Annotated in this window: 29 protein-coding genes and 1 pseudogene; 2 read left to right on the top strand and 28 right to left on the bottom strand. The window is 29.4% G+C overall.

Translation table 11 applies throughout. The annotated features are described in order from the left end of the window. Positions 1-210 precede the first annotated feature (210 nt). Positions 211-1,014, top strand: a complete 804-nt coding sequence (locus KQI86_RS07495) for a MerR family transcriptional regulator (RefSeq protein WP_216438659.1) — start codon at positions 211-213, stop codon at positions 1,012-1,014. 112 nt (positions 1,015-1,126) lie between these two features. Here the strand turns inward: KQI86_RS07495 and KQI86_RS07490 are convergent, their stop codons facing one another. The 26 genes and pseudogenes from KQI86_RS07490 to KQI86_RS07365 all read right to left on the bottom strand — a co-directional run bounded on the left by KQI86_RS07490 (position 1,127) and on the right by KQI86_RS07365 (position 18,326). After that, the gene (locus KQI86_RS07490) at positions 1,127-1,477 is read right to left on the bottom strand and encodes a DUF2200 domain-containing protein (RefSeq protein ID WP_216438658.1); all 351 of its coding nucleotides are present in this window, start codon (positions 1,475-1,477) and stop codon (positions 1,127-1,129) included. Between the two features lie 71 nt (positions 1,478-1,548). Beyond that, entirely contained in the window at positions 1,549-1,743 is a 195-nt protein-coding gene (locus tag KQI86_RS07485) for a hypothetical protein (RefSeq protein WP_216438657.1), read from the bottom strand. 246 nt (positions 1,744-1,989) lie between these two features. Continuing rightward, positions 1,990-3,156, bottom strand: a complete 1,167-nt coding sequence (locus KQI86_RS07480; RefSeq protein WP_216438656.1) for an iron-containing alcohol dehydrogenase — start codon at positions 3,154-3,156, stop codon at positions 1,990-1,992. 129 nt (positions 3,157-3,285) lie between these two features. After that, a complete protein-coding gene (locus KQI86_RS07475; RefSeq protein ID WP_216438655.1) occupies positions 3,286-4,887 on the bottom strand; it encodes a HEAT repeat domain-containing protein in 1,602 nt (533 codons plus the stop codon). 65 nt (positions 4,888-4,952) lie between these two features. Continuing rightward, positions 4,953-5,177, bottom strand: a complete 225-nt coding sequence (locus KQI86_RS07470; RefSeq protein WP_216438654.1) for a YdbC family protein — start codon at positions 5,175-5,177, stop codon at positions 4,953-4,955. 59 nt (positions 5,178-5,236) lie between these two features. Beyond that, positions 5,237-5,968, bottom strand: a complete 732-nt coding sequence (locus tag KQI86_RS07465) for a tripartite tricarboxylate transporter TctB family protein (protein ID WP_216438653.1) — start codon at positions 5,966-5,968, stop codon at positions 5,237-5,239. 165 nt (positions 5,969-6,133) lie between these two features. Further along, complete coding sequence (locus tag KQI86_RS07460; protein WP_343216153.1) at positions 6,134-6,391, bottom strand: TIGR04540 family protein; 258 nt, start codon at positions 6,389-6,391, stop codon at positions 6,134-6,136. A 65-nt stretch (positions 6,392-6,456) separates the two neighbouring features. Then, positions 6,457-6,798, bottom strand: coding sequence for a zinc ribbon domain-containing protein YjdM (locus tag KQI86_RS07455; protein ID WP_216438652.1), 342 nt, complete (start codon positions 6,796-6,798; stop codon positions 6,457-6,459). A 271-nt stretch (positions 6,799-7,069) separates the two neighbouring features. Beyond that, the gene (locus KQI86_RS07450) at positions 7,070-7,402 is read right to left on the bottom strand and encodes a hypothetical protein (protein ID WP_216438651.1); all 333 of its coding nucleotides are present in this window, start codon (positions 7,400-7,402) and stop codon (positions 7,070-7,072) included. A gap of 214 nt (positions 7,403-7,616) precedes the next feature. Then, positions 7,617-8,294 carry a serine/threonine protein kinase gene (locus KQI86_RS07445; protein WP_216438650.1) on the bottom strand — a complete coding sequence of 226 codons (678 nt, stop codon included), beginning with the start codon at positions 8,292-8,294 and terminating at the stop codon, positions 7,617-7,619. Positions 8,295-8,708: 414 nt separating this feature from the next. Next, positions 8,709-9,155, bottom strand: a complete 447-nt coding sequence (locus tag KQI86_RS07440; RefSeq protein WP_216438649.1) for an immunity 26/phosphotriesterase HocA family protein — start codon at positions 9,153-9,155, stop codon at positions 8,709-8,711. 348 nt (positions 9,156-9,503) lie between these two features. Next, positions 9,504-10,067 (bottom strand): HD domain-containing protein, encoded by a 564-nt coding sequence (locus tag KQI86_RS07435; protein ID WP_216438648.1) that lies wholly within the window; start codon positions 10,065-10,067, stop codon positions 9,504-9,506. 490 nt (positions 10,068-10,557) lie between these two features. Beyond that, positions 10,558-11,538 carry an alpha/beta fold hydrolase gene (locus KQI86_RS07430; RefSeq protein ID WP_246582716.1) on the bottom strand — a complete coding sequence of 327 codons (981 nt, stop codon included), beginning with the start codon at positions 11,536-11,538 and terminating at the stop codon, positions 10,558-10,560. After that, positions 11,525-11,701 (bottom strand): hypothetical protein, encoded by a 177-nt coding sequence (locus tag KQI86_RS07425; RefSeq protein ID WP_216438646.1) that lies wholly within the window; start codon positions 11,699-11,701, stop codon positions 11,525-11,527. The genes KQI86_RS07430 and KQI86_RS07425 overlap by 14 nt, the downstream gene beginning before the upstream one ends. A gap of 176 nt (positions 11,702-11,877) precedes the next feature. Continuing rightward, a pseudogene (locus KQI86_RS07420) lies at positions 11,878-12,117 on the bottom strand (sugar O-acetyltransferase); the annotation flags it as partial. 79 nt (positions 12,118-12,196) lie between these two features. Further along, complete coding sequence (locus KQI86_RS07415; protein ID WP_216438645.1) at positions 12,197-13,060, bottom strand: damage-control phosphatase ARMT1 family protein; 864 nt, start codon at positions 13,058-13,060, stop codon at positions 12,197-12,199. Positions 13,061-13,126: 66 nt separating this feature from the next. Next, complete coding sequence (locus tag KQI86_RS07410; RefSeq protein ID WP_216438644.1) at positions 13,127-13,378, bottom strand: kinase to dihydroxyacetone kinase; 252 nt, start codon at positions 13,376-13,378, stop codon at positions 13,127-13,129. A 245-nt stretch (positions 13,379-13,623) separates the two neighbouring features. Next, complete coding sequence (locus KQI86_RS07405) at positions 13,624-14,094, bottom strand: GNAT family N-acetyltransferase (protein WP_216438643.1); 471 nt, start codon at positions 14,092-14,094, stop codon at positions 13,624-13,626. Positions 14,095-14,370: 276 nt separating this feature from the next. Then, entirely contained in the window at positions 14,371-15,054 is a 684-nt protein-coding gene (locus KQI86_RS07400; protein ID WP_216438642.1) for a peptidoglycan recognition protein family protein, read from the bottom strand. A gap of 89 nt (positions 15,055-15,143) precedes the next feature. Beyond that, positions 15,144-15,362, bottom strand: a complete 219-nt coding sequence (locus KQI86_RS07395) for a DUF2922 domain-containing protein (RefSeq protein WP_216438641.1) — start codon at positions 15,360-15,362, stop codon at positions 15,144-15,146. A 38-nt stretch (positions 15,363-15,400) separates the two neighbouring features. Next, the gene (locus KQI86_RS07390) at positions 15,401-15,622 is read right to left on the bottom strand and encodes a DUF1659 domain-containing protein (RefSeq protein ID WP_216438640.1); all 222 of its coding nucleotides are present in this window, start codon (positions 15,620-15,622) and stop codon (positions 15,401-15,403) included. Positions 15,623-15,740: 118 nt separating this feature from the next. After that, positions 15,741-15,908 (bottom strand): YvrJ family protein, encoded by a 168-nt coding sequence (locus tag KQI86_RS07385; protein ID WP_216438639.1) that lies wholly within the window; start codon positions 15,906-15,908, stop codon positions 15,741-15,743. A gap of 93 nt (positions 15,909-16,001) precedes the next feature. Further along, a complete protein-coding gene (locus tag KQI86_RS07380; RefSeq protein WP_216438638.1) occupies positions 16,002-16,556 on the bottom strand; it encodes a sigma-70 family RNA polymerase sigma factor in 555 nt (184 codons plus the stop codon). 2 nt (positions 16,557-16,558) lie between these two features. Then, complete coding sequence (locus tag KQI86_RS07375; RefSeq protein WP_343216167.1) at positions 16,559-17,356, bottom strand: ATP-binding protein; 798 nt, start codon at positions 17,354-17,356, stop codon at positions 16,559-16,561. Beyond that, positions 17,331-18,074, bottom strand: a complete 744-nt coding sequence (locus KQI86_RS07370) for a conserved phage C-terminal domain-containing protein (protein WP_216438636.1) — start codon at positions 18,072-18,074, stop codon at positions 17,331-17,333. The genes KQI86_RS07375 and KQI86_RS07370 overlap by 26 nt, the downstream gene beginning before the upstream one ends. A gap of 15 nt (positions 18,075-18,089) precedes the next feature. Then, positions 18,090-18,326 carry a helix-turn-helix domain-containing protein gene (locus KQI86_RS07365; protein ID WP_216438635.1) on the bottom strand — a complete coding sequence of 79 codons (237 nt, stop codon included), beginning with the start codon at positions 18,324-18,326 and terminating at the stop codon, positions 18,090-18,092. 383 nt (positions 18,327-18,709) lie between these two features. On the opposite strand from KQI86_RS07365, the gene KQI86_RS07360 reads away from it, so the two are divergent. Beyond that, positions 18,710-19,105: a (deoxy)nucleoside triphosphate pyrophosphohydrolase gene (locus tag KQI86_RS07360; RefSeq protein WP_216438634.1), complete on the top strand. Its 396-nt coding sequence runs from the start codon at positions 18,710-18,712 to the stop codon at positions 19,103-19,105. 21 nt (positions 19,106-19,126) lie between these two features. Here KQI86_RS07360 and KQI86_RS07355 read toward each other — a convergent pair whose 3' ends face one another. After that, complete coding sequence (locus KQI86_RS07355) at positions 19,127-22,027, bottom strand: DEAD/DEAH box helicase (RefSeq protein WP_246582715.1); 2,901 nt, start codon at positions 22,025-22,027, stop codon at positions 19,127-19,129. 593 nt (positions 22,028-22,620) lie between these two features. Next, complete coding sequence (locus KQI86_RS07350; RefSeq protein ID WP_216438633.1) at positions 22,621-24,720, bottom strand: radical SAM protein; 2,100 nt, start codon at positions 24,718-24,720, stop codon at positions 22,621-22,623. Between the last annotated feature and the right edge of the window lie 16 nt (positions 24,721-24,736).

The raw sequence follows: 24,736 nt of genomic DNA, 5'->3' as shown, positions 1-24,736 counted from the left end.
TCACTAAAATATATTCATTTAATATAATTTATAAATATGCGTAATCATACTATACTATCTGACAATATACTCTTTATATATGTATTGATAATTTTTGTATTTTACTTATCTCCGTTATGTAAGTAATTTTGCAAAAATCTATTCTCAGTGGTATTATAAACCTTAAAGTAACTTTAAGGTCAATAGTTTGTTTAAAGCTTGGAGGTTATTATGAAAGATAAATCTTATATGACAATAAAAGAATTTTCTCGCCTCACTGGTATTAAGCGTGAAAACCTAAGATATTATGATAAAATTGGGTTGTTTTCTCCAGAACTTCGTGGTGATAATGGTTATCGTTATTATACTCAAAATCAGCTTACTATCTCATATTTAATCATTTCTCTTAGAGAGGTTGGCATTAGCATAGACGAAATCAAGAAATATATAGATATACGTACTCCTGAACAGATGTTTTCTTTATTTAGCAAACAAAAAAAACATATTTTGACTGAGATAAAAAAACTTAACCATATTGTAGCGATCATGCAATCATATATTGATATAGCAAAAGATGCTATTAAATATGAGGAAAACAGTATACATATTGAATATAAAAAGAAAGAGCCTATTTTTCTAAGTCCTATAGTTTCTAATAATACTCTAAATGATTCTATTATTTCATTTTATAATTTTGCTGTTGAAAATGGAATTGATGTAGTAGGTTATCCCAGCGGTGCTGTTATTAATACAGAAAGCTTTGATTCTGAGGAATCTTTATTAGTAATGCAATACTATTTTAAAGTTGGATATGACCAAAATTCATATAAGCCAGAAGGTAAATATGCAGTATTCTATGGTAGATGTGCTTATGGAGAATCCGATGATTTTTATAAAAAGTTATTTACATTTATTAAAGAAAATAATCTACGTATTTGTAGTAATGCCTATGAGGAATATCCTCTAAATGAACTTACTACTAAAGATGAAAAACAATACTGTGTAAAAATAGAAGTTATGGTAGAAGATATTTGATATTCCCCTACATTAATATTGGGATTCTTTACTCTACTACCATCAAAATATGTTATACAAAAAAACACCGATTCTTTTATATATAGAATCAGTGTTTCTTCATTTTTAATTATTATTTTCGCAAAATCTTATCCATCGCTTTCCCCTTTGCTAACTCATCGATCAGCTTATCCAAATAGCGAATTTCCTTCATAGTTGGTTCTTCGATGTTTTCCACTCGGACACCGCAGACCACACCTTTGATCAAAGCCCGCGAAGGATTCAGTTGGGGAGCTTCCGCAAAGAAGGTCTCAAAGTCTGTCTGTTTTTCCAGTTGCGCTTCTAACTCTTCCTGGCTATATCCTGTCAACCAACGGATGATTTCATCCACTTCTGTTTTCGTACGTCCTTTTTTCTCCGCCTTCGTAACATAATGGGGATAGACATTTGCGACACTCATTGTATAGATATGATGTTTGGTCATGATACATCCTCGCTTATATGATTTTTTTTATTGTATCACGAAAAATAGTCGGGTTCAAAGGAAAGTTACCTTTATTTTTCCCACTTCTTTACACACCATATAATATCTGCAATTAGCAAACCAAATGATAGACCAAAACCTGGGGAACTTATTGCTAAAAAGGTATTATTTCTCATAATTATAGAAAAAACAACACCTACAAATAAACCAATTATCATTCCAGTGACAAGATATTTAGTAAGGCCATTATATTTATTATTGCTCAAGTCAATACCTCCTATTATGTAAATAATGTCCACTACAAATTCCTAATTTATATGTCAGTTAAACTAGAATTTACAGCTCTATATCAATGTTATAATGTTCGTCTATTAGTCAAATAGACTTTTTAACTATACTTTACTAAAAATTATAACATAAGCCAAGGATAATTTTAATATAATTGACTTATTACCTTGCAGATATAATAAAAAAGCCATGAGCGTTTCACTCATAGCTTTTTATCTTCTATTTTACAGTGCTAAGCGATATATTTTTTCTACATCCTTTGCAGTTAATCCTACTAAACTACCTACTTTATCTCTTCCGTCCATTAATTTTTTTACCATCTCTGGAATGTCACTTTCCTTTGCGCCAATCTCCTCAAAAGTTAGTGGCATACTGATGGATTTTAAAAAGTTCTCAAATCTATGAATTCCTTCTAATGCAGTTCTTTCAGGGTTTTCAAAGTCCATTTGGCATCCCCATACTCTAACTGCCATTTGAGCAAATTTATCCACTGCATTTTTCATAACATGCTTCATCCATGCAGGGAATATAACCGCAAGACCTGCTCCATGAGCTACATCATATAGCGCTGACAGTTCATGTTCTATTTGATGACTGCTCCAATCCTGTACACGTCCTACTCCACAAATATCATTATGAGCAACCATTCCTGCCCACATTATATTTGCTCTAGCATTGTAGTCATTAGGGTTTTCTAAAGCCTTTGGTACTTCTTTAATCATGGTGAGCAGTACACCTTCGCAAAGCCTATCTGTTATTTCAACATCTTTAGTGTTTGTAAAATATCTCTCAAATACGTGAGCCATAATGTCTGTAGCACCACAAGCTGTTTGATAGTCGGATAGGGTAGTAGTTAATTGTGGATTTAATATGGAGAATACAGGTCTGAGTGCCTCTCCACTGGCCCCACGTTTTAACATGCCATTTTCATGAGTTATAACAGAATCACCAGATCCCTCACTTCCTGCTGCAGCAATAGTTAATATAGTCCCCACAGGAATTGCTTCTGTTACTTCTTTTCCTTGATAAAAGTCCCAAAAGTCTCCATCATACTTTGCACCTGCCGCTATGGCTTTTGCAGAATCTATAACGCTTCCCCCACCAACAGCTAGGATGAAGTCTATATTTTCTTCTTTGCAAAGCTTAATGCCATCATAAACTAATCCACTTCTTGGGTTAGGCTTCACCCCACCTAGAGTTTTATATGTTATACCACTTTCTACAAGAGATTTTTCTACTCTTTCAAGCAAACCACTTTTAACAACAGAGCCTCCACCATAATGAATTAAAACATTACTTCCACCAAAACGCTTAACATATTTACCTGCCTCATTTTCAGTATCTTTTCCAAAAACAAAATATGTTGGACTGTAAAAGGTAAAATTGTTCATATAATCCCTCCTATAATCACTTAATTACTACACTTATTATATTATAGAACACTTTTGAATATTATTCCAAACTATATATCTCTATATACTTTTCTATTAGTTGAACTGATTCTTCTCTTAAATCTAATTCTACTTAATAAAATCCCTTATGGTAAATTCAATAAAATCTCTATCACTATCTTTAATAAACTTACCAAAATCCATTAAAGATTTTCTTATTTTATCAATTTGATTTTTAGTAGGAGTTGTAAAAGACTGATTATATCTTTGTTTCCAGCTTTCAAAGGCACATCCTCCAATTATTGAAATACTATCATTTTCATCTGCACAAAATTCTATAATGTATCTTATAGCATCCCATTTACTTAATGAACACAAAAGAATGGAAGAGTTAATTTTTGCATGATCATATGTAGTTTGTTTAAAAATGTTATATATAGCATCTGCATCAATAGCATCAATTTCTTTGTATAATACCCTTCTAGCAACCTTTGATATGCCAACTCTTCTATCATTTAAAGTAATAATTATTTCTTCTTTATATCCATCAATATCTAATCGCGCTAATGCACTTATTGAAGCTTTAACTATTTGAATAGTATCAACCTTTAAAAACTCTGCAATAATTTTTGAATCCTTCCTATTCCCCGTCTCTCCAAGCCCACAGATGCTAGAATATAGTTGTTCATTTTTCTCTATTGCATCTCGGTATATAGTAGGAAAATCATATTTTTTATGCTTTGAGAGCAAATATCGTGATAATTCACGAACGGATTGATTTCTATCAAACAAACTTTTTTCTAATGTATCTATAGCCTCTTCAGGGTTAAATTTATATAGTAACTCAAGGGCAATAATCCTAATTTGAGAAAGCTTGTCTTTAAGTAATAGCTGTGAAATATCAGTAAACTCATCAGATGCTATATTTCCCTGTATGTTCCTAAGTACAAATAATCTGTTATAAGGATTTTTGTCTTTGATTACATAACTTATGATACTTTTATTATCTAAAATTCTTCTCTGAAGGATTATTTTATAACAACATAATCTGACCTTTGGATCAGCTGATTGTAGTCCACTTATTAGCTCTTTTAAACATTTATCACTAGATAACATTGAAACAACAGCATCTATAATATCCATATGCTCATTTCTTAAACATTCCTCTAATCTTAATACTAAAGGTAGATTTTTTACAAAACTCATGGCATACTCTGGTGTTAAATATATAAGTAATTGTTTCCTTGAAATATTTCTTACTTGGCTTACCCAATCGTTAATTCTAATCAAAAGATATGGTATTTTATCACCTGTTTCCATATTAGAAAGGGCCCTTACTGCCTTTTCTCTAAAATAACCATTAGGATGGAAACTACTTAGTCCAAGTATTGCAATATTTTCTTCTCGGGACATCAATGGATGAAATAACTCTTCAGGTTCTTTATTTCTCCAATCATAATTCCAATCATAGCTCGTTCTTTCCCTAAAGATTTTATCTAATTTAATTAATTGAGATGAATTTAATGTACTCATAACGTGATTAAGAACTTCCGCAGATTGAAACTTTATTTTTTCATCACTACTAAGTAATAGTTGAAATGCATCTGGAATAGCTGATAATTCTATATCATCTCTTAGTAATTCATTTAATCTATTAGTCTGTATGCTATTTGCTTTTATAGATTTATCTCTATTTAAATCTATTATTTTCTGGATAATTCCTTTAATCATATTTTCACCTTCTCTCAATACTACTAAAATCTTTTCTTAAGTAAAATAAGGGCTAAAATTTGCCCTTATTCTAAATCCATTTCATTTAATATGTCTTTAAGCTTTTTTAATTCTTCAACTGTTAAGGTAACTCCCTTACCCATCTTTTTATGTTCTGAATCCCAATCTCTAATATCATATTTAGCTTCTTTTTCATTCCAGCTTATAAGGTTTAATTCCTTTACCCAACCCTTCGATGATTCTGAAATAGTTCCTAAGCTTTCTTTTATTTCATATTTTATATCTGCCATAGTCTTACACACTCCTATAATATAAACTGTATCACTTGATATAAATTATACCACGTTTGTTATTTTAAATTCTTCTTAGCTTCCTCTGCTATCCATAGTTTATTTCCTAACTCTGCTACTTCCCTATACTTTTTCTGTGCAGAATCAATATCTCCAGTGCTTTCATCTATTTTTGCTAAATCATATAATACACTTATCCTCATACGCTTGGTCATTTTCTCGTTCAATAATTCTTGAAATTTTTCTTTACTTTCCTCATACCTATTTAAAAACAAAAACCTTTCTGCTACCAGCAATTTCATAGATAAAGTCATCCTTGCATTCACAGGTGGTAATAAAGGAACTTGAGTCTCAAATATTTCCTCCGCATGAGAAATTTCTCCAAGTTCATATAAGCAACATAATAAATTTATCGTATATGCGAGTAGTGTTCCATTTCTTACTGACAATTGAGTTTTGTCAATTGACATTAAAAGTTCCTTTGCATTTTGGAATTCTCCCATATTAATAAGTCCTGCTGCTTTATCAATATTTAAATAAGTACTATATTTATCTTTTTTACCTATCATATCCCTTTGTTTTTCTGTAGCTTCTAAAAATGCTTGTGGATCACAATTTTCTTCTAATAAATTAACCCTTTTTTTATTTCGCACATTTGCAATAATTATATAGCCAATTATTACGGTAACAAATGTAATGATTCCCGATATAATAATATTCTTCGTTGACACTGACAATATAAGCATCAACAAAAAAGTAACAACTATAAATCCTATACGGTTTACTAACATATCGCGTCTCCTTATCTTACAATGATTTACCAATTTAATCTTACCATGAATTTACATTAATCACAATGATAAAGGACATGGTAAAAGCTTCAGATAATATTTTACCTGAAGCTTTTATTTTTTAATTACCCTTATTTAGAATATTTTTTTACTCCATCTAAACTACTAGTTTTCTATTTTATTTTTTATCTCATCTATTATTAATTTTCTGTCCTCACCTATAATACTAATTAATTTCGATGGCATAAATCCATTTTTATAAATTCTATCTTCATTCTTTTCTATCATTTTAATAATTATTTCTTCAAACTTTTCATAAGAAATTAGTCCATCATTATATGTATCAACCAAATCCTTAATTTTATGCCCTAGTTCTTTAGGATTTTTATATACTGTTTTCATAGTAACTCCTTTACAAATCATAAATTTTAATATAATCATAATACATCCTTTGATGGATTATTGCAAAGGAAAAAATAAATCGCTGTTTATAACTTTTTAACAAATTCAGATTTTAATTTCATAGCTCCAATACCATCGATTTTGCAATCAATATCATGGTCTCCATCCACCAAACGAATATTTTTTACCTTTGTACCTATTTTTACTACTAATGAACTTCCCTTTACTTTAAGGTCTTTAATTACAGTTACAGAATCACCATCATTTAAGATATTTCCATTTGCATCTTTTATAACATTTTCATCTTCATTATTTTCGGATTCTAATTCTAAAGTCCATTCATGGCTACATTCTGGGCAAACAAAAAGATTTCTATCTTCGTAAGTGTATTCTGAATTACATTTTGGACAATTTGGCAAATTAAGCATAATTTCATTTCCTCCATTGATTATTGTTATTATAATATATAAAAATTATTTTCAATTTCCTTTTTACAAAAAATATATGGGCATCCCTTATCGGCTTATATGTTATCATAGTTTCCTCATGTTTACAAATTTCCCTCCAAATTGTCCTATAAGTAAATATATGTTTATCCTCATACTTACACTTCATCTAGTATTCTAAAATATTTCCATTGAAAAATAATAAGCTTCAGATAATAAATTTTTACCTGAAGCTTTTATTTTTTAATCATTCTTATTTGCAACATTTTTTATGAATATAGTTATCATATCCTTCAGCCTTACAAATTTCTTCTCCTTGATATATAGGCTCTTTACAAAAATCACAGGTGTTATTAAACATTGCAGCTTTCAATGAATTTGGAATTAATTTTGGTTTTTTCTTTTCTAAATCCTCATCTCTTTTTCTTACATACTTATGGATTTTTGATTTATTATCTCTACAAATTAGCCAGTTAATATAGTAATCTAGGCTCCCCTTAAAATTGGCTCTTGCCTTTTCTTCAGCTACTTGAATTACATATTCCTCTAAGTTTACTGTTAATCTTTTATTATTTTCCTTCTCCATATAACTCTCCTACAAACTTGCTAACTACTAGCAGAGTATGCAGAAATGTTTGAAAGTGTTACTGAATTAAATGAATATATTTTCCCTTTTCTACTTAAAAACATAATATATTTATTTTTACAATAAAATGCACTAGACCATATAATCCAGTGCATCTTATTGTAGAAGAATTCTTTATCTATTAAATCCTTCTTTTATATAATTTTATAAAAATCTATTTTTTTAATGTATTAGCCAGTTTTTTATATTTTTTATATATCTTTCTTATGATGTTTAATAAAAAATCAGGAATTGGTATAGAGAATTTATACACAAGAGGGATATAGAGTTTATAATAAGCTTTTTTGAAATCATCCCATAGATAGCAATGTTCTTTGTGTTTAAAATCCGAAATATCTGCTACCACTCCCCTATTGTTAACTATCATAAGATTTTTTGCATGAACGTCGTGAGGATTTAAACCTTTTTTTCTAGCGTATTCAAGAGCATCATCTATATCTTTTATAATATGCTTGTGAATTTTTATTCCTTTTATTAAACAATCATAAAAGGTAATCCCCTTTAAATTCTCTAATATTAAATAATTATTTTTGCTATATAAAAACTTAGAGTAAGAGGGATGATCTCCTATAGTTTTATAAACTTCTATTTCTTCTTTTAAGCCACCTCTCCCTGGAGCATAAACCTTCACTACTAAATCATCAGAGTCCGGATGTGTAAAAACCGCCGCGTAATTACCACATCCCAATAAAATCCAAGGATTTGGAACAAATTCCACCTTTATTGGGTCTGAAGGATCAATACTTTTAAGGTGCAAATTCAAAATAAGCTCATCATCTATAATCCTTATAAATTTCTCCACATAATCTTTATAAAATAAATTTTCTTTCAAAATCCAACCACCTTAATTTAAATATATAATATATATCTTGCTACATATCATCTGCATATTTGTTTTTTATTATATCATATTTCTTTATATGCTCATGTGTACATAACTCTGCCAAGAAATCTTCTTTTAAATCTTTTTTAATATGATAATAATTAATTTAATCTTATGGAAAAGGTTAGTCTACTCATTCAAACCGCACCTTTCGTTAATACACATTTTTATAAACCACCATTCAGAAGCTAACCATTCCTCAAATCTTTCAAACCATATAGCAAATAAAAGCTTGTACAAGGCTACATAATTCATTTGTATTGCAATGTAAAAACACCGCAAAATTCATTCAAATAATACGGTGTTCAAAATAATTATTCGCTTTTATTGTTGTAACGTTAAACAAGAAGAATGTTTATTACATTATCTAAAGTTATTTTCATCATCTATGGGTTTAAGAATGCCTCCCCATTTATCATCACCCATAATTCTGTCAATTATATGATTTGTATGCCATACTGCTGCCGCTTCTAAACCTATACATTTTTCTTTACAGGAAGAGTATATTTCTCCTTTATGATAAATTTGATATCTTCCACTTATTACATCATATATATAACTTGGAGGCGGCCATTCTAACTCCTCACTTTTAAAAGGAATATTTTTAATATATATTAAATCCTTGTTAATGTCAGTTTTATAAATCCCAACAATAAATTGATATTCTTCATTTACAGGTAAATCATTAACATCAGTTCCGATATAACTATAAATAGCAATACCTGCATCTTGCATTATTCTTCCAAAAGCAAATTTCCCGTTTGGCAAAGGTATTCCATACAAATTTCCCACTTTAATTCTTTTAGCCATTGTATTCACCTCAAATAATTAGTCATACTACCCATTTTAAAACTATTCTGTCTCAATTACTTCTAATTGTATCATTTAAGGGTAATTGATTCCATATAACTTATAGATTACAGAGGATTTATATATTATTTTTTCCACCGCATTATTCAATTTTCAAAGAACATCATTTATGTTGTAATTTATTTGAATTACGACGTAAAAACACCGCAAATTCAGACTTGAATAATACGGTGTTTTGGTAAATTATTTGTTTTTTCAGTTATGACGTTAAATAAGAATTATGCGCAATAGTTACACTACAAATTGGAATTTACAAAGAAACAGAAAACTCATATTTATCGCGGAGCTTTACTTTGCTTCATCAATCTTTTTGATGGTATCTTCACGAACAGCTTGTCTTAAAGATTTCAAATAATCGGAGAACGCAACCTTATCATCTGCGTAGGTTAAATTGAGTTCAAATTCTTTCGGAATCCAAGTAGACAGGTCGGACACATTGTGCTGAATCAATGCTTCAAGGCCATCAATGGCTTTGTAAATTTGAGCTTCAACTGTTTTACGCTCTGCCATTTCCTCATAAAGTTCTCGCATTTCTACTGCATATTCCTCTGGCAAGGAATGAACCCAGCTATACAGCAGATTTTCTTCGGCCTGCTCGTGGGCTTGGTTCTTTTCAAAAGTAGGAATATCTCCAGTAAAACATTCTCCCAAGTCGTGAATAATGCACATTCTGATAACTTTATCCATATCAGCTTCGGGGAACTCATCCCTCATAAAGAAAGCCATCAAGGTCATCATCCAACTATGTTCTGCAACACTCTCGTGTCTGCCTTTTGAAGTATAGCAATGGCGAGTTGTATCTTTCAGCCTTTCGGCGATCAATAATGCATCCAATAATTTTCTTGCTTCCATATTCATTCCCCCCACAAATTACTATTTATCGGTATGATAAACAATTGTTAGTCCGTAATTTTTTACTATTGTGATTTAACTAATAGCAATTATATCACATTCATGCACTAATGTATGGTTATTCTGGTAATGAATATAAAGTAATTTTACTTCCTAACACCGTATTATTCAGTTTTCAAAGAACATTTTGCGTCATAATTTAATCATAAAACGACTCATCCTGAAATGAAGGGAATTGATAAAATAGTCTCTATACCAATACCTAATATAGAAATGTTCCTAGTTTTAATATCTAAAAAAATCAGCCCCGCAGTGAGGAATTACAACGCTTTATTGAACTGGTTATGAAGGAACTTTCAAAAAGCAAATAGCTAAAAATGTAAATAAGGTATAGCTTCTTTGAAAAACTATACCTTTTTATTGAGCTCTATTTGTAATCTATTGGGTACTTAGTTATTGAATTTTATAAATTTATATAAATAGTTATTGATTAGTATATATTAATTATATTGTATAATTTTTTTATTTCATTATTTATAACATCTGGATTAGAATGATGTATTGCATGTCCTGCTCCATTAACAACTATTTGTTGGCTATCTGTTGACCACTCTTTTAAATCCCTTTGACTACTATCCCACTCCAAATCACTAGGAGCAGTTACTATTCTAATGGGTAAACTACCTAAATGACCATTTTCTAAAACAACTTTTGCATTGTTTTTTGCCATATTACCCTCATCTATAATATTTTTGTTATACATAGTTTTAAGAGTCATTGCCATATACAGTTGTTTTAAATCACCAGGCAGTAACTTAAGTTTTTTTGAATAATAATCTGTATGATAAAGTGCTAGCCTTGCTATCCCAGTAGACTTTAGTAACTTATTAGTAAATACTGTACTATTAGTAACTTTCAAACCATTTTTAGCATAGTACTCAGGGTTTCCACCATCTATCAAAACTAACGCAGCTACTTCATTTTTATAAATTTGTGCAAATCTTATCATTTGCAATGATGCGTATGAGTGACCAACTAATATATACGGAGATTTCTGCCCTGCTTCAATAAGTGCAGTGTGCATTTCTTTTACAATAGAATCTATATCTCTTGGCTCATCTGTTACGTCGCTCCATCCATGTCCTGGTCTATCATAAACAGCTATTTTAGTATACTTTGAAATTTCATTATAAAGAGGATAAAAATCTGCATAAGAGCTTGGCACATTTAATCCTCCAGTAAAAACTACAGTGGTATTTCCTTCACCTTTGCTGTAAACATTTATTTTATGACCATTTACATCAACCATTTTTCCTACTGGAAGATGATTTTTAGCATCATTATATTCAGCAATTTTTTCGTATAAAAAACCAATTAATAAAATAATAACTATGCAAATTAAAGTGCTAAATACATATTTTCTAAATAATTTTACACCTATTGGTTTGGCCCTTCTTTTATCTTTTTCCAACTTTATCATCTCCGAGTGCAATAAAACCTACTGTAACAGCAAGTGCAAGCATTATATCATGTTCGCCAAGCGGATTTGTTACAATGGAATATACTAAAAACGCTGTACAAATTAACAATACAGCCAATATAATACCACGCAAAATTTTTCTATTTTTAGACATCTTTATAACCTCCCCCAATTGTAATTTATCGTTTAGTTAAAAAAACTACTAACTCATATAATAATACAATTATGAGTTAATTGTAATACATTTTGCAAATACCATACTATTCAATTTTCAAAGAACGAATTTTCTTAATTAGTTCGCAATATTTTCATATTGCGACGTAAAAACACCTAAAGGTTGTAATCATCAATATCAAACTCATAGTTTTTATAATAATATTTACAATCTTCTTCTGTAATTTCACGAATAACCTTACATGGATTTCCTATTGCTATCACATTATCTGGAATATCTTTAGTAACAATAACAACATTTCCTCCAAGTCAAACATTATTTCCTATTGTTATACCAATACCATATTCACATCCAGAATTTCGCGAATCAGGGCGTATGGCATGAATTGCTGTATACTATGTTATTTTTATCTTTTCAAGTTTATTAATAAATTTGAAATTTGTAACTTACCTATATAATCGCTGAATTGCTTATTTAAACTTTGTTTTTCATACAAATCATTTTCATTTTACCAACGCCAATATTATTTGCGATTACATCACATTTGGTCATTAACAGGAAATAGATATTTTTATTTTCTTCACTTAAACATTCATAGTTCGCTTGCCCTTTTGAAATTACTATATCAGCCTTTTCATAGGCTTCTCTAAACTCAGTGCTTGTTCTATTAAGCACAGTCCCTAGAGAACCATCCCCATTATCTATAACCTCTGCATATTCGTCAATTCCTACAGCATATGCGTCTTCAGCTATAGAATCATTTACAACAGGTTTACCTCGTACTCCGAATAATATTTTAATATTAGGATTTAGTTCTTTTATTTTCTTTAAAAGAATCTTGTCCATGCAGATTTCTCCACAATTATCACCTAAATATAATAATATTTTTGAATTTAAAATATCTTCCATTAGCTCCTTAGAATTATCTATTGCTAATTCTAACTGTTCCATTTTTTCAAAACAATCAAATATATCCTCTAATAATGTATTGTGAATAGGATTAAAATCTATAATATTTCCAACAATGGCATATCGCACTGCTAATTGAAACGAATTTCCAGCTTGCTCAATCTCCCTTTCAAATTTGGGTAACAGTTTCAAAAACAATGTATTGTAGTAATTTCTGGTTTCTTTATATGGGTCTTGATTATTCGTATGTTTTTTTATCATGTTAAAAATTTCGCCAATAATTTCTGGTGTGGTTATCTCAAAATCCATTTTACTGAGATAAGTAAAAACTTCCTTCAATAACTCTTCCTTCTCATCAACACCTGTAATATTTGCCACTTTGATAACTTGATTTACCACACATGGCAAGCATTTATCCTGTATTCTCATAATTGCCCCTCTTTTGCATTAAATAATTTGCAGTTTAAACAACTCTACAAAATTTATATTTATTGTCTAACCTTGAAGGCCATTGGACTGTCGTTCCATATTTTCTACAACAATATCATGAATATCACCTAATGAAGCACAATACTCAAGCACTTTCCATGGAGTATTTGTGTGAAAATGAATTTTAATCAATTCCTCATCACCAACCGCAAGTAAGCAATCGCCTTCAATGTTTTTTGTAATATACTCGTTTATTTTATCTTCTGAAAGATTTTCTCCTTCAATCAATAACTGCGTATCAAATCTGTATTCAAGCATAATTATTCTCCTTTTCTGTTTTACAAATTCTAATTTATCTGTCTACTTTAAGTAAATTATAACATATTTTTATATCGCATTATTCAGTTTTCAAAGAACATTGTTTATATTTTAAATATCATGTTTGCGTTGTAATTTATTTGTATTACGACGTAAAAACACCGCAAATTCAGACTTGAATAATACGGTGTTTGGGTAAATTATTTGTTTTTTCAGTTATGACGTTAAAAATGAATAATTTACATTTATATAACTTTCTTCATTTTAATAAATTCAAATTCTCCACCATTTGTTTTTTGCATATATTTCTCTACATATTGAAACCCTAACTTCTCATATGCTCTTATTGCCCGTTTATTAAATGAAGCAACCGCCAATATGATATAGTTCTGTTTATAATTAAACTTTTCCACTCCAAAGTTAATACCTGCAATCACAAATTCAGGTCCAATTCTTCTTCCTGTTAATTCAGGTTTGAGTCCCAAACCTATACTCATAATTCCACCTTCAAAGAAGAATGAATAAAAACCAACTAATTTACTTTTATCATCTAATACTGTGAAATAATGGTCTGCCCAACTATTCTCATTAAGAAACTCCATTAAATCATCTTCATCAGCCGTCATGTCATAGAATGAGTAAATTCCATTATACTTCCAATTGTATGCAATCTCATTTGCATACTCTTTATTCATAGGGACAAATTTATAATTCACTGTTCACCCCTCCTACTTATAAAATTAAGTTATATTATTATCTTAACTATATCTTTGAAATTTAAGAAAAAGTTATAATATCTTACTATTGTGATTTAACTAATAGCAATTATATCACATTCATGCACTAATGTATGGTTATTCTGGTAATGAATATAAAGTAATTTTACTTCCTAACACCGTATTATTCAGTTTTCAAAGAACATTTTGCGTCATAATTATTTCATATTACGCCATAAACGCAGTAAGCCCTAAAACCTACTGCGTTTTAATATTCTATACATATTTTAAAATTTTCCCCCAACTCTCCCTCCCCACAACCCCATCTACCAATAAACCATTATCTCTCTGGAATCTCTTAATTGCTAATAAAGTATCTTTCCCAAAATAGCCATCCGCTCCGCAAGCCCCAACACTATAAGCTTTTTCAATAAGCTTGCTCTGTAATAGTTCCACATTTTTATCTTTCACACTAGGATTAAATTTAAGTAAGTATCCTGGATAGCTTTCCACCTCTGCCCCTACTTTTAAATCACTCCCTAATCTCTCCAACGAAAAATTCCTCCCTGGACAATTAGTAGCATTAAGTTCACCATGGCCATATATTTTATTAATATTATATTTACTGCAAATATAGCGGGATAATTTCACCAAAGCTTTATATTGAACTTCTCCCATCTTCTCTGTATCAAAGTTCCCCTCTAAACAAATTCCTATAGATACAGAATTATAATTTATGCAGTGAGCACCTATAGCTTTTTCATTTCTGCCTACATAAATCCTTCCGTCTTTCCTAATAAAATAATGATAGCCACAGCCTGACCACCCATTGTTTAAATGCCATCTATGAATATCCTCTATGCTACACTTTAATGCCGCTGCATGATGTAAAATAATCATCCTAGGAACATTGCTATAATCAAGTCCTTTAAATATCAAGTTAGAATTTATTATATTCATAATACCCCTCCCTATAAAAATCTAATATTTTTACTCTTGATTTTTCTCCCTTAACTTCTAACTAAAAAAAGGCTCAAAGAGCCTTTTTTCTAAGCTTTATATACTTCTGTTGTAGTTCTTGCAACTATTTGAGCTGAGTCCTTTGAAACTAAAGGATTTTTAAAATCGAATACCATATGTTTTGCCAGTATTACATCCATAAGAGCTTCTACTTCTTGTGCAGTTAAATCCTCTTTTATTTCACTTAGGGAAATAGAAACCTTTTTCCCCTCGCTGTCAGTGAACTTCATGCTTAAAGTTTTATCCATGTTCATACCTCCTTACCTTAATAATTTACCTTAGGAATTTATCCTAATAATATGTTTTTGTTGATTCTACGTATTGAAACTGTTTCATACTTCAATACATCTGCCATAGCAACCGCCACAGCGTAAAGATCCTCATCTGTTGCAGTTAAACTAATCTTAGATATGGTCTTGTTTTTAGTTTTGTCCTTACCGTCATCTCCTACCCCTGTTACCACCTGTAACACTAAGTCGGAATCATACCTATCAGCAACTACAGCCATCTCTATCCCTCCTTTATTTTTGTTTTCACCTATATATATGACTTTAAAAAGATAACTGCAAAAGTATTTTTAGTTTTCTAATCATTAAAAAAAAAGAGGCTACTCTCTTTTATGAAAGCTACCTCTCCTCTTCACGGTGTTCCATAACAGAAAGCAATATATTAGAAAACTTTAAAAAGGCTTTAGTCAATTCCTCCAACCTTTTATCAAGTTTTACTAATAGATATATACTAACTGCTACTGGGAATCCTAAGTTACTAATAAGCTTAACTAATTCGTCATACATATTCCCACCACCTTTTTGAGTGAAAAGTTAAAAATGAATATTTAAAAGTTATGGCTAGAATTCTGCTTTGCAAATACTCTTCACTCTTAACTACTATATATGTTCCTTAAGCATCTTTTGCAGTTTTTTAATCGCTTTATCTTTTATGTACCTTACATTGTTATAGCTTTTTTCTCCGCCTACTGCTATTTCCTCTAAGGTATTATTGTTTATATAAAAACTACTTATCACCCTTTTTTCTTCCTCAGAAAGTTTATCTATAGCTTCATATAATTCTTTTGTTTTTTCAAAGGCTAAGATTTCATCTTCTATGGTAAAATGGTAATCCTCATTTAAGTGAACGAACTCATCTGGTATTTCTCTATGATGTTTAATTTCCTTTTTTAATAGAGCCTTATAGTTTAGTTGAATAGCTCTTATGCAATATGGAATGAAGTAGTCTAGCTCTCCTTTATACATGTTTACAGCCTTTATTACGGAGAGATATCCATGCTGTACTAAGTCCTCATAGTCGTAACACTTTATTATGTATCTTGAAGATTCTTTTAATATGAGAGGTATGAAATACTCTATTATTTTTCCTAAGGCTTCCTTGTCATGCTGCTTGGCTTTTATAAGAAATTCATTTAAAGTAACATGGTTTCTCATATTTAATTTAATACCTCCCCTAAAAATTTTTCTGTCTTTCCTTTACCTCTAATTTTTCTTATATCCCCTCCAGTGTTCCTAATAAAGCTGCACATCTCCACAAGCCTGCTATAGGTTCTGTCATTATACCGTTCCTTTAATTCATTGATGCTTATATTTGTGGTTATAATCACTGGCAATCTTGAGCTATTTCTCTTTTCTATAACTTGATATATCATAGCCCTTGTCCACTTATTGTCCTCCTCTGCACCTAAATCATCAATTATAAGCAAATCTGCATTTTCTAGACTGTTTAAAACCGTAAATACTCCTTCATCCCCCCAGGTTCTCTTGCTTTGACTTATCCTCTCCGTCAATCCTATAGTTCCTACTGCTATAACAGGAATGGATCTGTCCATAAGTGCATTAGCTATACAGGAAGAAAAGTAGGTCTTTCCGTTTCCAGGTTCTCCGTAAATCAACATACCTTGATTTTTATTTTTCATATGGTGAAATTTTTCTATGTATTCAAGGGCTATTTTATATAAGCTTTTATTGCCTACCCTATGGTCCCAATTTTTAAGAGTGCATGTCCTAAAATTCTCATCTATCATGCTGTTGGCTATAACCCTTTTAAGCCTTATTTGCTTTTCTCTATTTTCTTCTTCAAACCTTTCTCTCCTATAGGCTTCCCTTCTACATTTGCAGGCCCTTGGATATAATCTAGAGCCAAAATATAAATCCACCACTATGCCTATAGGTTCTTTGCAAACTTCGCAAGTTTCAATTTTATCCCTATATACTAAATCCAAGACCTTCACCCTCCACTTCTTCAAAATCCCTCTCTTCACTCTTTTGATTTAAGTATCCCTCAAATTTAGTTCCAAATAAGGTTTCTGGCCTTAAGTATTTTTCCATATCCGTACCCAACCACTCCTCCACCTTATTGTCTATTACTTTATAAAAATCCTCCTCAGTGAAACCTTCACCCACTCTTCCCCTTATGAGCTGCTGTGTTTTTTTACTACTCATCCTGTATTTTTTACTAGCCTTTTCGTTAAGGTAATCCACAACAAGACTATATATATTATTATTATCTTTAATAGATGAGTCTTTTAATAGATTAATCTTTTGCTCAGGTTCTAAAGCCGTAGTGGTTATGGCTTCATTTACGTAGTACTCAGTATTTATTTTCGAATTATTCGTTTTAAAATTCGATATCAGCTCTATAAATTTAGAACCAATACCGTAATAAGAAAACATTCCATTCCCAATTATAGTTTTATGCTCAAGTATATTAACATTCGACATCTTTTTCAGCCTTCTATATATAGCATCTTTTTTTAGATTTAATATGGGCAGACTTTCTATTATTCCTTCATATTTAACCCAATAATAAACTTTATTATCTACCTTTTCTCTTACCATACGTCCGCTATCCTTAAAGTCAACAAAATACCTCAATATCAATGCGTCTACAGTATCCAAGCCAAGCTTTACTAGCTCACTTTGCTTAAATCCAAGTATCGTATACTTCACAAAAACCCCTCCCTTTTAATAATCAAATTTCATTTCACTTTGAGTAAAGATTTCCATCCTTTTAACCTCATAAACTTGACTAATTAAAACCTGACTATTCACCCGGGGATAATTTTTTCCATTCTCCCAACTCCAATACATCTTTTGATTAGTACAACACCGCTTTGCCGCTTCCGATTGAGTCCACCCCTTAGCAATTCTTAAAATTTTAAGCTTTGTATTCCAAGGCAAGTCATTAATTAATTTTTTCATTAAATGGCCAACCTCCTTTAAATTATAAGAACATTCGTTTGTATTAGTATTAATATTACTATAACATCAGTTATTTCCATATTCAACCATATTGCAAGTCAAATCCCTTTAATTGTATTGATTATTCAGTATTTTCTGTCTCTATTGCAAATTTCCAAGCTTTCATCGACACATTAACGTAAGGTACGTTAATTTACGTATTTAAAGTAGTTTGGGAGGAAAATATGATAATAAAGATAAAAAACCGACAAGGTGTTGAAACCTGTCGGTTTTAGTTTATCTTTAATTATATCAAAACAAATTATTCGCTTCTAATATCCTCTGGAATTTTCCGTCTTGATAAATTTATCATCTATGTTACACTATATAAAGAGGTGCTTAAGATGAAGAAATTAATAAAAGTAGTTGGTGCTATTATTGAAAATGAACATGAAGAAGTTCTTTGTGCCCTTCGTTCTACAAAAATGACACTGCCAAATCTTTGGGAATTTCCTGGTGGAAAAATAGAGAATGGTGAGTCAATTAGTGATGCTATAATAAGAGAAATTAAAGAAGAACTTAAATGCGATATTGAGTTTATTGATGAATTTAATGATAATACTCATGAGTACGAGAACTTTATAGTTAATTTGATTACCCTTAAATGTAGAATCATAGGTGGTAATCCTATAGCTAATGAACATGACAAGCTTATATGGATGCATAAAAAAAACTTGCTATCTTTGAAATGGGCTCCAGCAGATGTACCTGCTGTTAAGCTATTAATAAAAGAATCATAAAAGGTATAGTTCTTCTAAAAACTATACCTTTTTATTAAACTCTAAATATAAACTATTGGGCACTTCATTCTCTAATTTTAAATGAACTGTTATAGGCCTTTCTCCATAATATTTACTACTATTTCCTTTGCCTATATAAATATACGGTTCAACATTTCCATCTATTTGCTTATACTTTCTTACAAAGATATGTAAGTTAATATTTCTTTCTATATTAAATATTATATTTTTTCCTCTTTCTGAGGCTTGTGATGTGCTATTAGGAGTTTGCCATTGAAAAATATTCCTACTTATAAATTTGTCTTTATAATTTATACTCTCTTTTATATTTTCTTCTTTATGCAGATCTATAAATAAAAAATACTCTTTTCCATTGGCCATAAGCCCACTTCCCCTAAAAGAGCTATGTATTTTAGTATAATTAGATAATAGTGCAGCATCTACCATTTGATACTGTTCATAAAGCTTTAAAAAAGGCACTCCATAATATTTATTTTTAAACTCTCTTTCATATCTAATTAACCCATAGTTTATAATATCTTCTAAATATATACCAATTTTTTTATCTTTAATTATATTTAAAAATACACTTGTAACTTTTAGAGATTCATCAATATATTCAAAACATTTTATATTGTTTTTAACTTGCCCTGAATCATAATAATTCTGGTTTAAATATTTAAAAGAATGTTCAACACTTTCATCATCCACATATTCTATATATTTTAGTATTTCATTTTTAGCTTGTGCTAAAGTTATTTCATTATGTTTTAATAAATATTTAATAATGGCAAATTCATAAACTCTTTTCAAAGGTAGCTTACTTGATAGTTCTTTGCTAATTTTGAAGAAGTCCTCATTTGATAGTAAACTTTTAAGTTCTTCATCAGCTTCCACTTTAGCTACAAAGCTTAAATATGTTTTTTCTTTGCTTATAAACTTAATTGGATCTGGAGCACCATCATATTTTACATAGTCCATCAGCAAATATGGCACTTTTCCATTCTTCATCCTTTTAAATTCATTATATTCCTCTTTTAAATATATCATAGAATTAAAGTTCTCTTTATCTAGTTGTTGAAGTATTCTTTCTTGTGAAATTCTATCCATTTGAATATTTGTACATCCAGGTAAATTAGCGAATTCAGTTGCCACAGCTACTTTTAAGCTATCTTTATCATAATATCTAGCACCATTTAAAGCTATGGTAATTAAAAAGGCTTTATTATAATTTCCTATAAAATCCAATACCGTTAGAAAGCTTTTATCTTCACACTTTCTCAATCCTCTACCCAGCTGTTGTATAAATACTATAGGTGAATTAGTAGGTCTGAGCATCAGCACTAAATTAATAGATGGTATATCTACACCTTCATTAAAAATATCTACAGTAAAAATCACTTGAAGATCATCTTCATCACATTCTATTTTTTTTATATACTCCTCTCTTTTATTAGGAGAATCATTTCCTGTTAAGCATATGCTTTTAATTCCTCTTTTATTAAATTCTGTTTCCATATATTCTGCATGATCTATACTTGCACAAAAGCCAACACATTTGAGCTTGTCCCCATCATATCCATAGAAATTCATTTTTTCAATTATAAAGTCAACTCTTTCATTAACGTTTAATCTTTTTACAACTTCATCTATATCATTTAAATTGACATCACTTAAATCTATTCCGTCTATATCGGTTATACCAAAATAATGAAATGGAGTAACTAAATCTAATTCTAGGGCCTCTCTAAGTCTAATCTCCAAAGCAACATTATTATTGAATATATCAAATACATTTCCTGTATCGCTTCTTTCTGGAGTTGCCGTCATTCCTAATAAAAATTTAGGTTGAAAATAATCCATGACTTTTTTATAAGTTGGGCTTGTTGCATGATGAGCTTCGTCAATTATAATATATTCAAATTCATCTCTTCTAAATTCATGTAAATTATTATTCATGGATTGTATGGTTGAAAATAAATACTCTGCATTAATTTCTTTTTTATTCCCTGTTAAAAGCCCCGTGGTTTTTAGTTTATTTTTAACTAGTTTTTGAAAAGTTTTTTCTGCACCTTTTAGGATTTCTTCTCTATGCACTATAAATAACATTTTTTTAGCTTTAAAGTTTATAACATCAAAAGCTGACATATATGTCTTTCCTGTTCCCGTGGCGGCTATAACTAAAGCTTTGTTTTCTCCATGGTTTCTTAATCTATTTAAATTCTCTACTGCTCTAATTTGCATTTTATTTGGTTTTATAATTTCATAATTCTTAAGCTCAATTCTTTTAGACGAATCTATCTTTTTTATTTCTTTTATAAATCTTTTGTAGGTATCAATAAAATTTTCATCTACAATTTCTGTACAATCCCATAGTTTATTATACTCTTTTAATACATCTTCAATAAAAATATTTTCCTTTTTTGAAATTACATTTACGTTCCATTCCACATTACTTTTTAGGGCCCTTTGAGTTATATTTGAAGAACCTATAATAATTTTATATTCATCTTTATTTTGAAAAATATATGCTTTTGTATGAAAACCATTATCTTTATCTGCAACAAATACTTTTAAATCTATATTGCTAAAAGTCTTAATTTTTTCTAAGGCCTTAGGTTCAGTAAAATTTAAATAAGTTGAGGTTATTATTTTTCCTTTTACACCTTTTAACTCTAATTCCTTGAACTTATCTAGTAAAAGTTGTAATCCACTGAAATTAATAAATGCTACACTAAAATAAAATTTTTCACATTCAGTCAAACATTTTTTTAACTCATTTAATAAGTTATCACTTTCTGAGTTAACTATTAACTTATTATTTACTAGATACACATCATTCTCTATGTTTTTATGATCTATGCTTGCTTCTCCATAATCAATTGTTTTATTAGGAAGCATGCTTTCAACTATATTATTCATATTATAATTACCTCATATATTTCATAATTATATATATTTTACCATGGTTGCTAATAAAATTTTAGTATTTGATAACTTTATTTCACATATAATACTTTCTTTCTGTTATACTTACTTATCAAAAATATTAACTTAATTATCCTTAATGTAATATTTACATCTTTAGAACCTGAGCCTTAGGCTCTTTTTATATAAAGAATATTGCAATATTTTATTTACTTTCATACTTACACTTCATCTAATATTCTAAAATATTTTAATAAGCTTCAGATAATAATTTTTTACCTGAAGCTTGTATTTTTTAATTATCCTGATTTACAACATTTTTTATGAATATAGTTTTCATATCCTTCAGCTCTACAGATTAGCCAGTTAATATAATAATCTAAGCTTTCTTTAAAGTTAGCTCTTGCATTTTTATTCAGCTTCTTAGATTACATACTTCCCTAGCTTTACTGTTAATCTTTTATATTTTACCTCTCTATTAACTCTCCTACAAACTTGCTAAATACTAGCAGAGTATGCAGAAGTGTTTGAAAATGTTACTGAGTTAAATGGATATATTATTCTTAAATATCTATTTTCCATTCAGCTCAAATCAATCGTGTTTGAATCGTTCTATAATGTTCAATTTCCTTTAATATATTTTTTGATTTATCTTCTATAGATTCCTTCTTCAGCTTATTAAATATTCTATCTGATAACATAAAAAAGAATTCATCCTCTTCATTTATTCTATTTTCTTCTATTATCTTTTTAATAATATTCTTTTCTATATCCGTTAGTATGTTAAGATCTATAGTCCATTTTATTATATAAAGAATATTTTCATCTATAAAATGCACCTTTTTTATGTATAGTATGAAGTTTTTTCTACTACAATTATCCTTTATCCACTCTATGATAAGCTTATTTAATTCATTTTCACCAAATATATGTTTAAATACTTCTAATTTTTTATCAATTCTATTCCTTAAAGCCATATATCTCACTAATTGCTCATACATATTTATCATATTTTCTTTTATATAAGTGCATATTTCACTTATATACTCAAATTTTTCATTTATATATAAATCTTTTAACAAGCTCATAAATGACGATTCTGTTAAATAATGAATAAAGAGCAGTCTTCCTATCTCGCTATCTATCTTAATAAAATTTTGATAGTCAAATTTATTTTCTCCTATAACATCGACAAAATTTTTTCTCTCGGTATTATTTAAGCTTTTGTATAATTTATTCCATTCTCCCCTTAGTATTTCAAATTTATTAAATATTTTCAATTTATTATTTAATTCTTCTTCTGTTATTTTTTTTATTTTAGTTGGTTCCCCTCGTGATGTTATATAAGCCTCTGGCATTAGTATTGTATTCATAAATGTATTTTCATCCTTGCCAAATGCAGCTTCAAAAAATGATTTTTTAGTTACACCTTTTCCTTGAGTAGGTATTAATATTGATTGAATAGCTCTTAAATATTTTTTGTTCCATTTACTTCCTACATATCCACGCTTTGGGTCATCTATAGGAATATATCTCATTGGGAATGAAAAAATACTTACCCTTTTACTTTCATCACTTATGTCTTTGTTAAGTTTCTCTTGTAATTCAACATTAAGTTTTAATCTTTTATATAAATCGATAGGATTATCTGCTTTATAATTTTTTCCTTTCCCACTAAACTCATCTGAATTATATAACAAATAATTAGATAGGTAATTTACTCCATTTTTAGCTGTCATCATTATTGCTCTAATATATGTTTTTTCATCTTCAATATGATCAAATGCAATCCTTGCAGGTTTAATAGCTATTTTTCCTAATAGTTTTGCTTTTTCTTCAGTTATTAGAAAAGCATCTAATCCTTGATTAAAATCAACAAATCTTCTTTTCATCTTACCTGTTTTCGGATTTTTATAAACAGCTCCTTTTTCAAAACCTAAATTAATTATTTCTTCAATTATTTCATGTAAATTGCTCGATTTAAGAACATTGTTATCCATTAATAGCAAATCTTTTTTCTCACCAAATAATTCTTTCACCTGATTTATTTGATTTCTAATAGAAATAAATGATTCATAGTTTGGCTCTAATTTTTGAACAGCGCAAAATCCACACTTCATTCCACATCCTCTCGTGGTATATGCATAGTATGCGTCATCATTTTCATATTTGTATTCTATATTATCTAATATACTATAATCAGGAGTTAATATATCTATATTTGTTTTATCATCATATCCTATCATTTTAGAGTCTGTCAGCTGTCCAATATTAACAGTTACTTCTGTATCATTACTTAATTTCTCATTCATTAAAGTTGCTAGTATTCCTCCTGTATAAACATTTTCCTTACCAACTAACTCTTTTGCATAATTTATCGCTTTCATGGTTTCTTCATACTCAAAAGTAAATAAACTACATACATAAACTCTATCCCATTTATTATCCTTAATTATCTCATTAATGTTAATTACATATTCTTCTATTTTATCGCCATAAGTATCTATATAATATTTGCTATTTTTAAGCTTATTTTTTACGTCATCAGAAATTTTTTTTGGTAATTCACCTTTAGTAAACCATACGGTATCCTTTCTATGAAATTTATGATAAAAAGCTATCTTCATTAACCCTAAAGGAGGATATTTACATTTATAGTTTGGTTCAATTAGTAGTATATTTGCCATAGTAGTCTCCTCTCTA

The sequence above is a fragment of the Clostridium mobile genome (assembly GCF_018918285.1).
In the GTDB taxonomy this organism is placed as follows: Bacteria; Bacillota; Clostridia; order Clostridiales; family Clostridiaceae; genus Clostridium_AW; species Clostridium_AW mobile.
The sequence above is the reverse complement of the archived record's forward strand: the minus strand, read 5'-3'. Positions and strand labels throughout refer to the sequence as shown.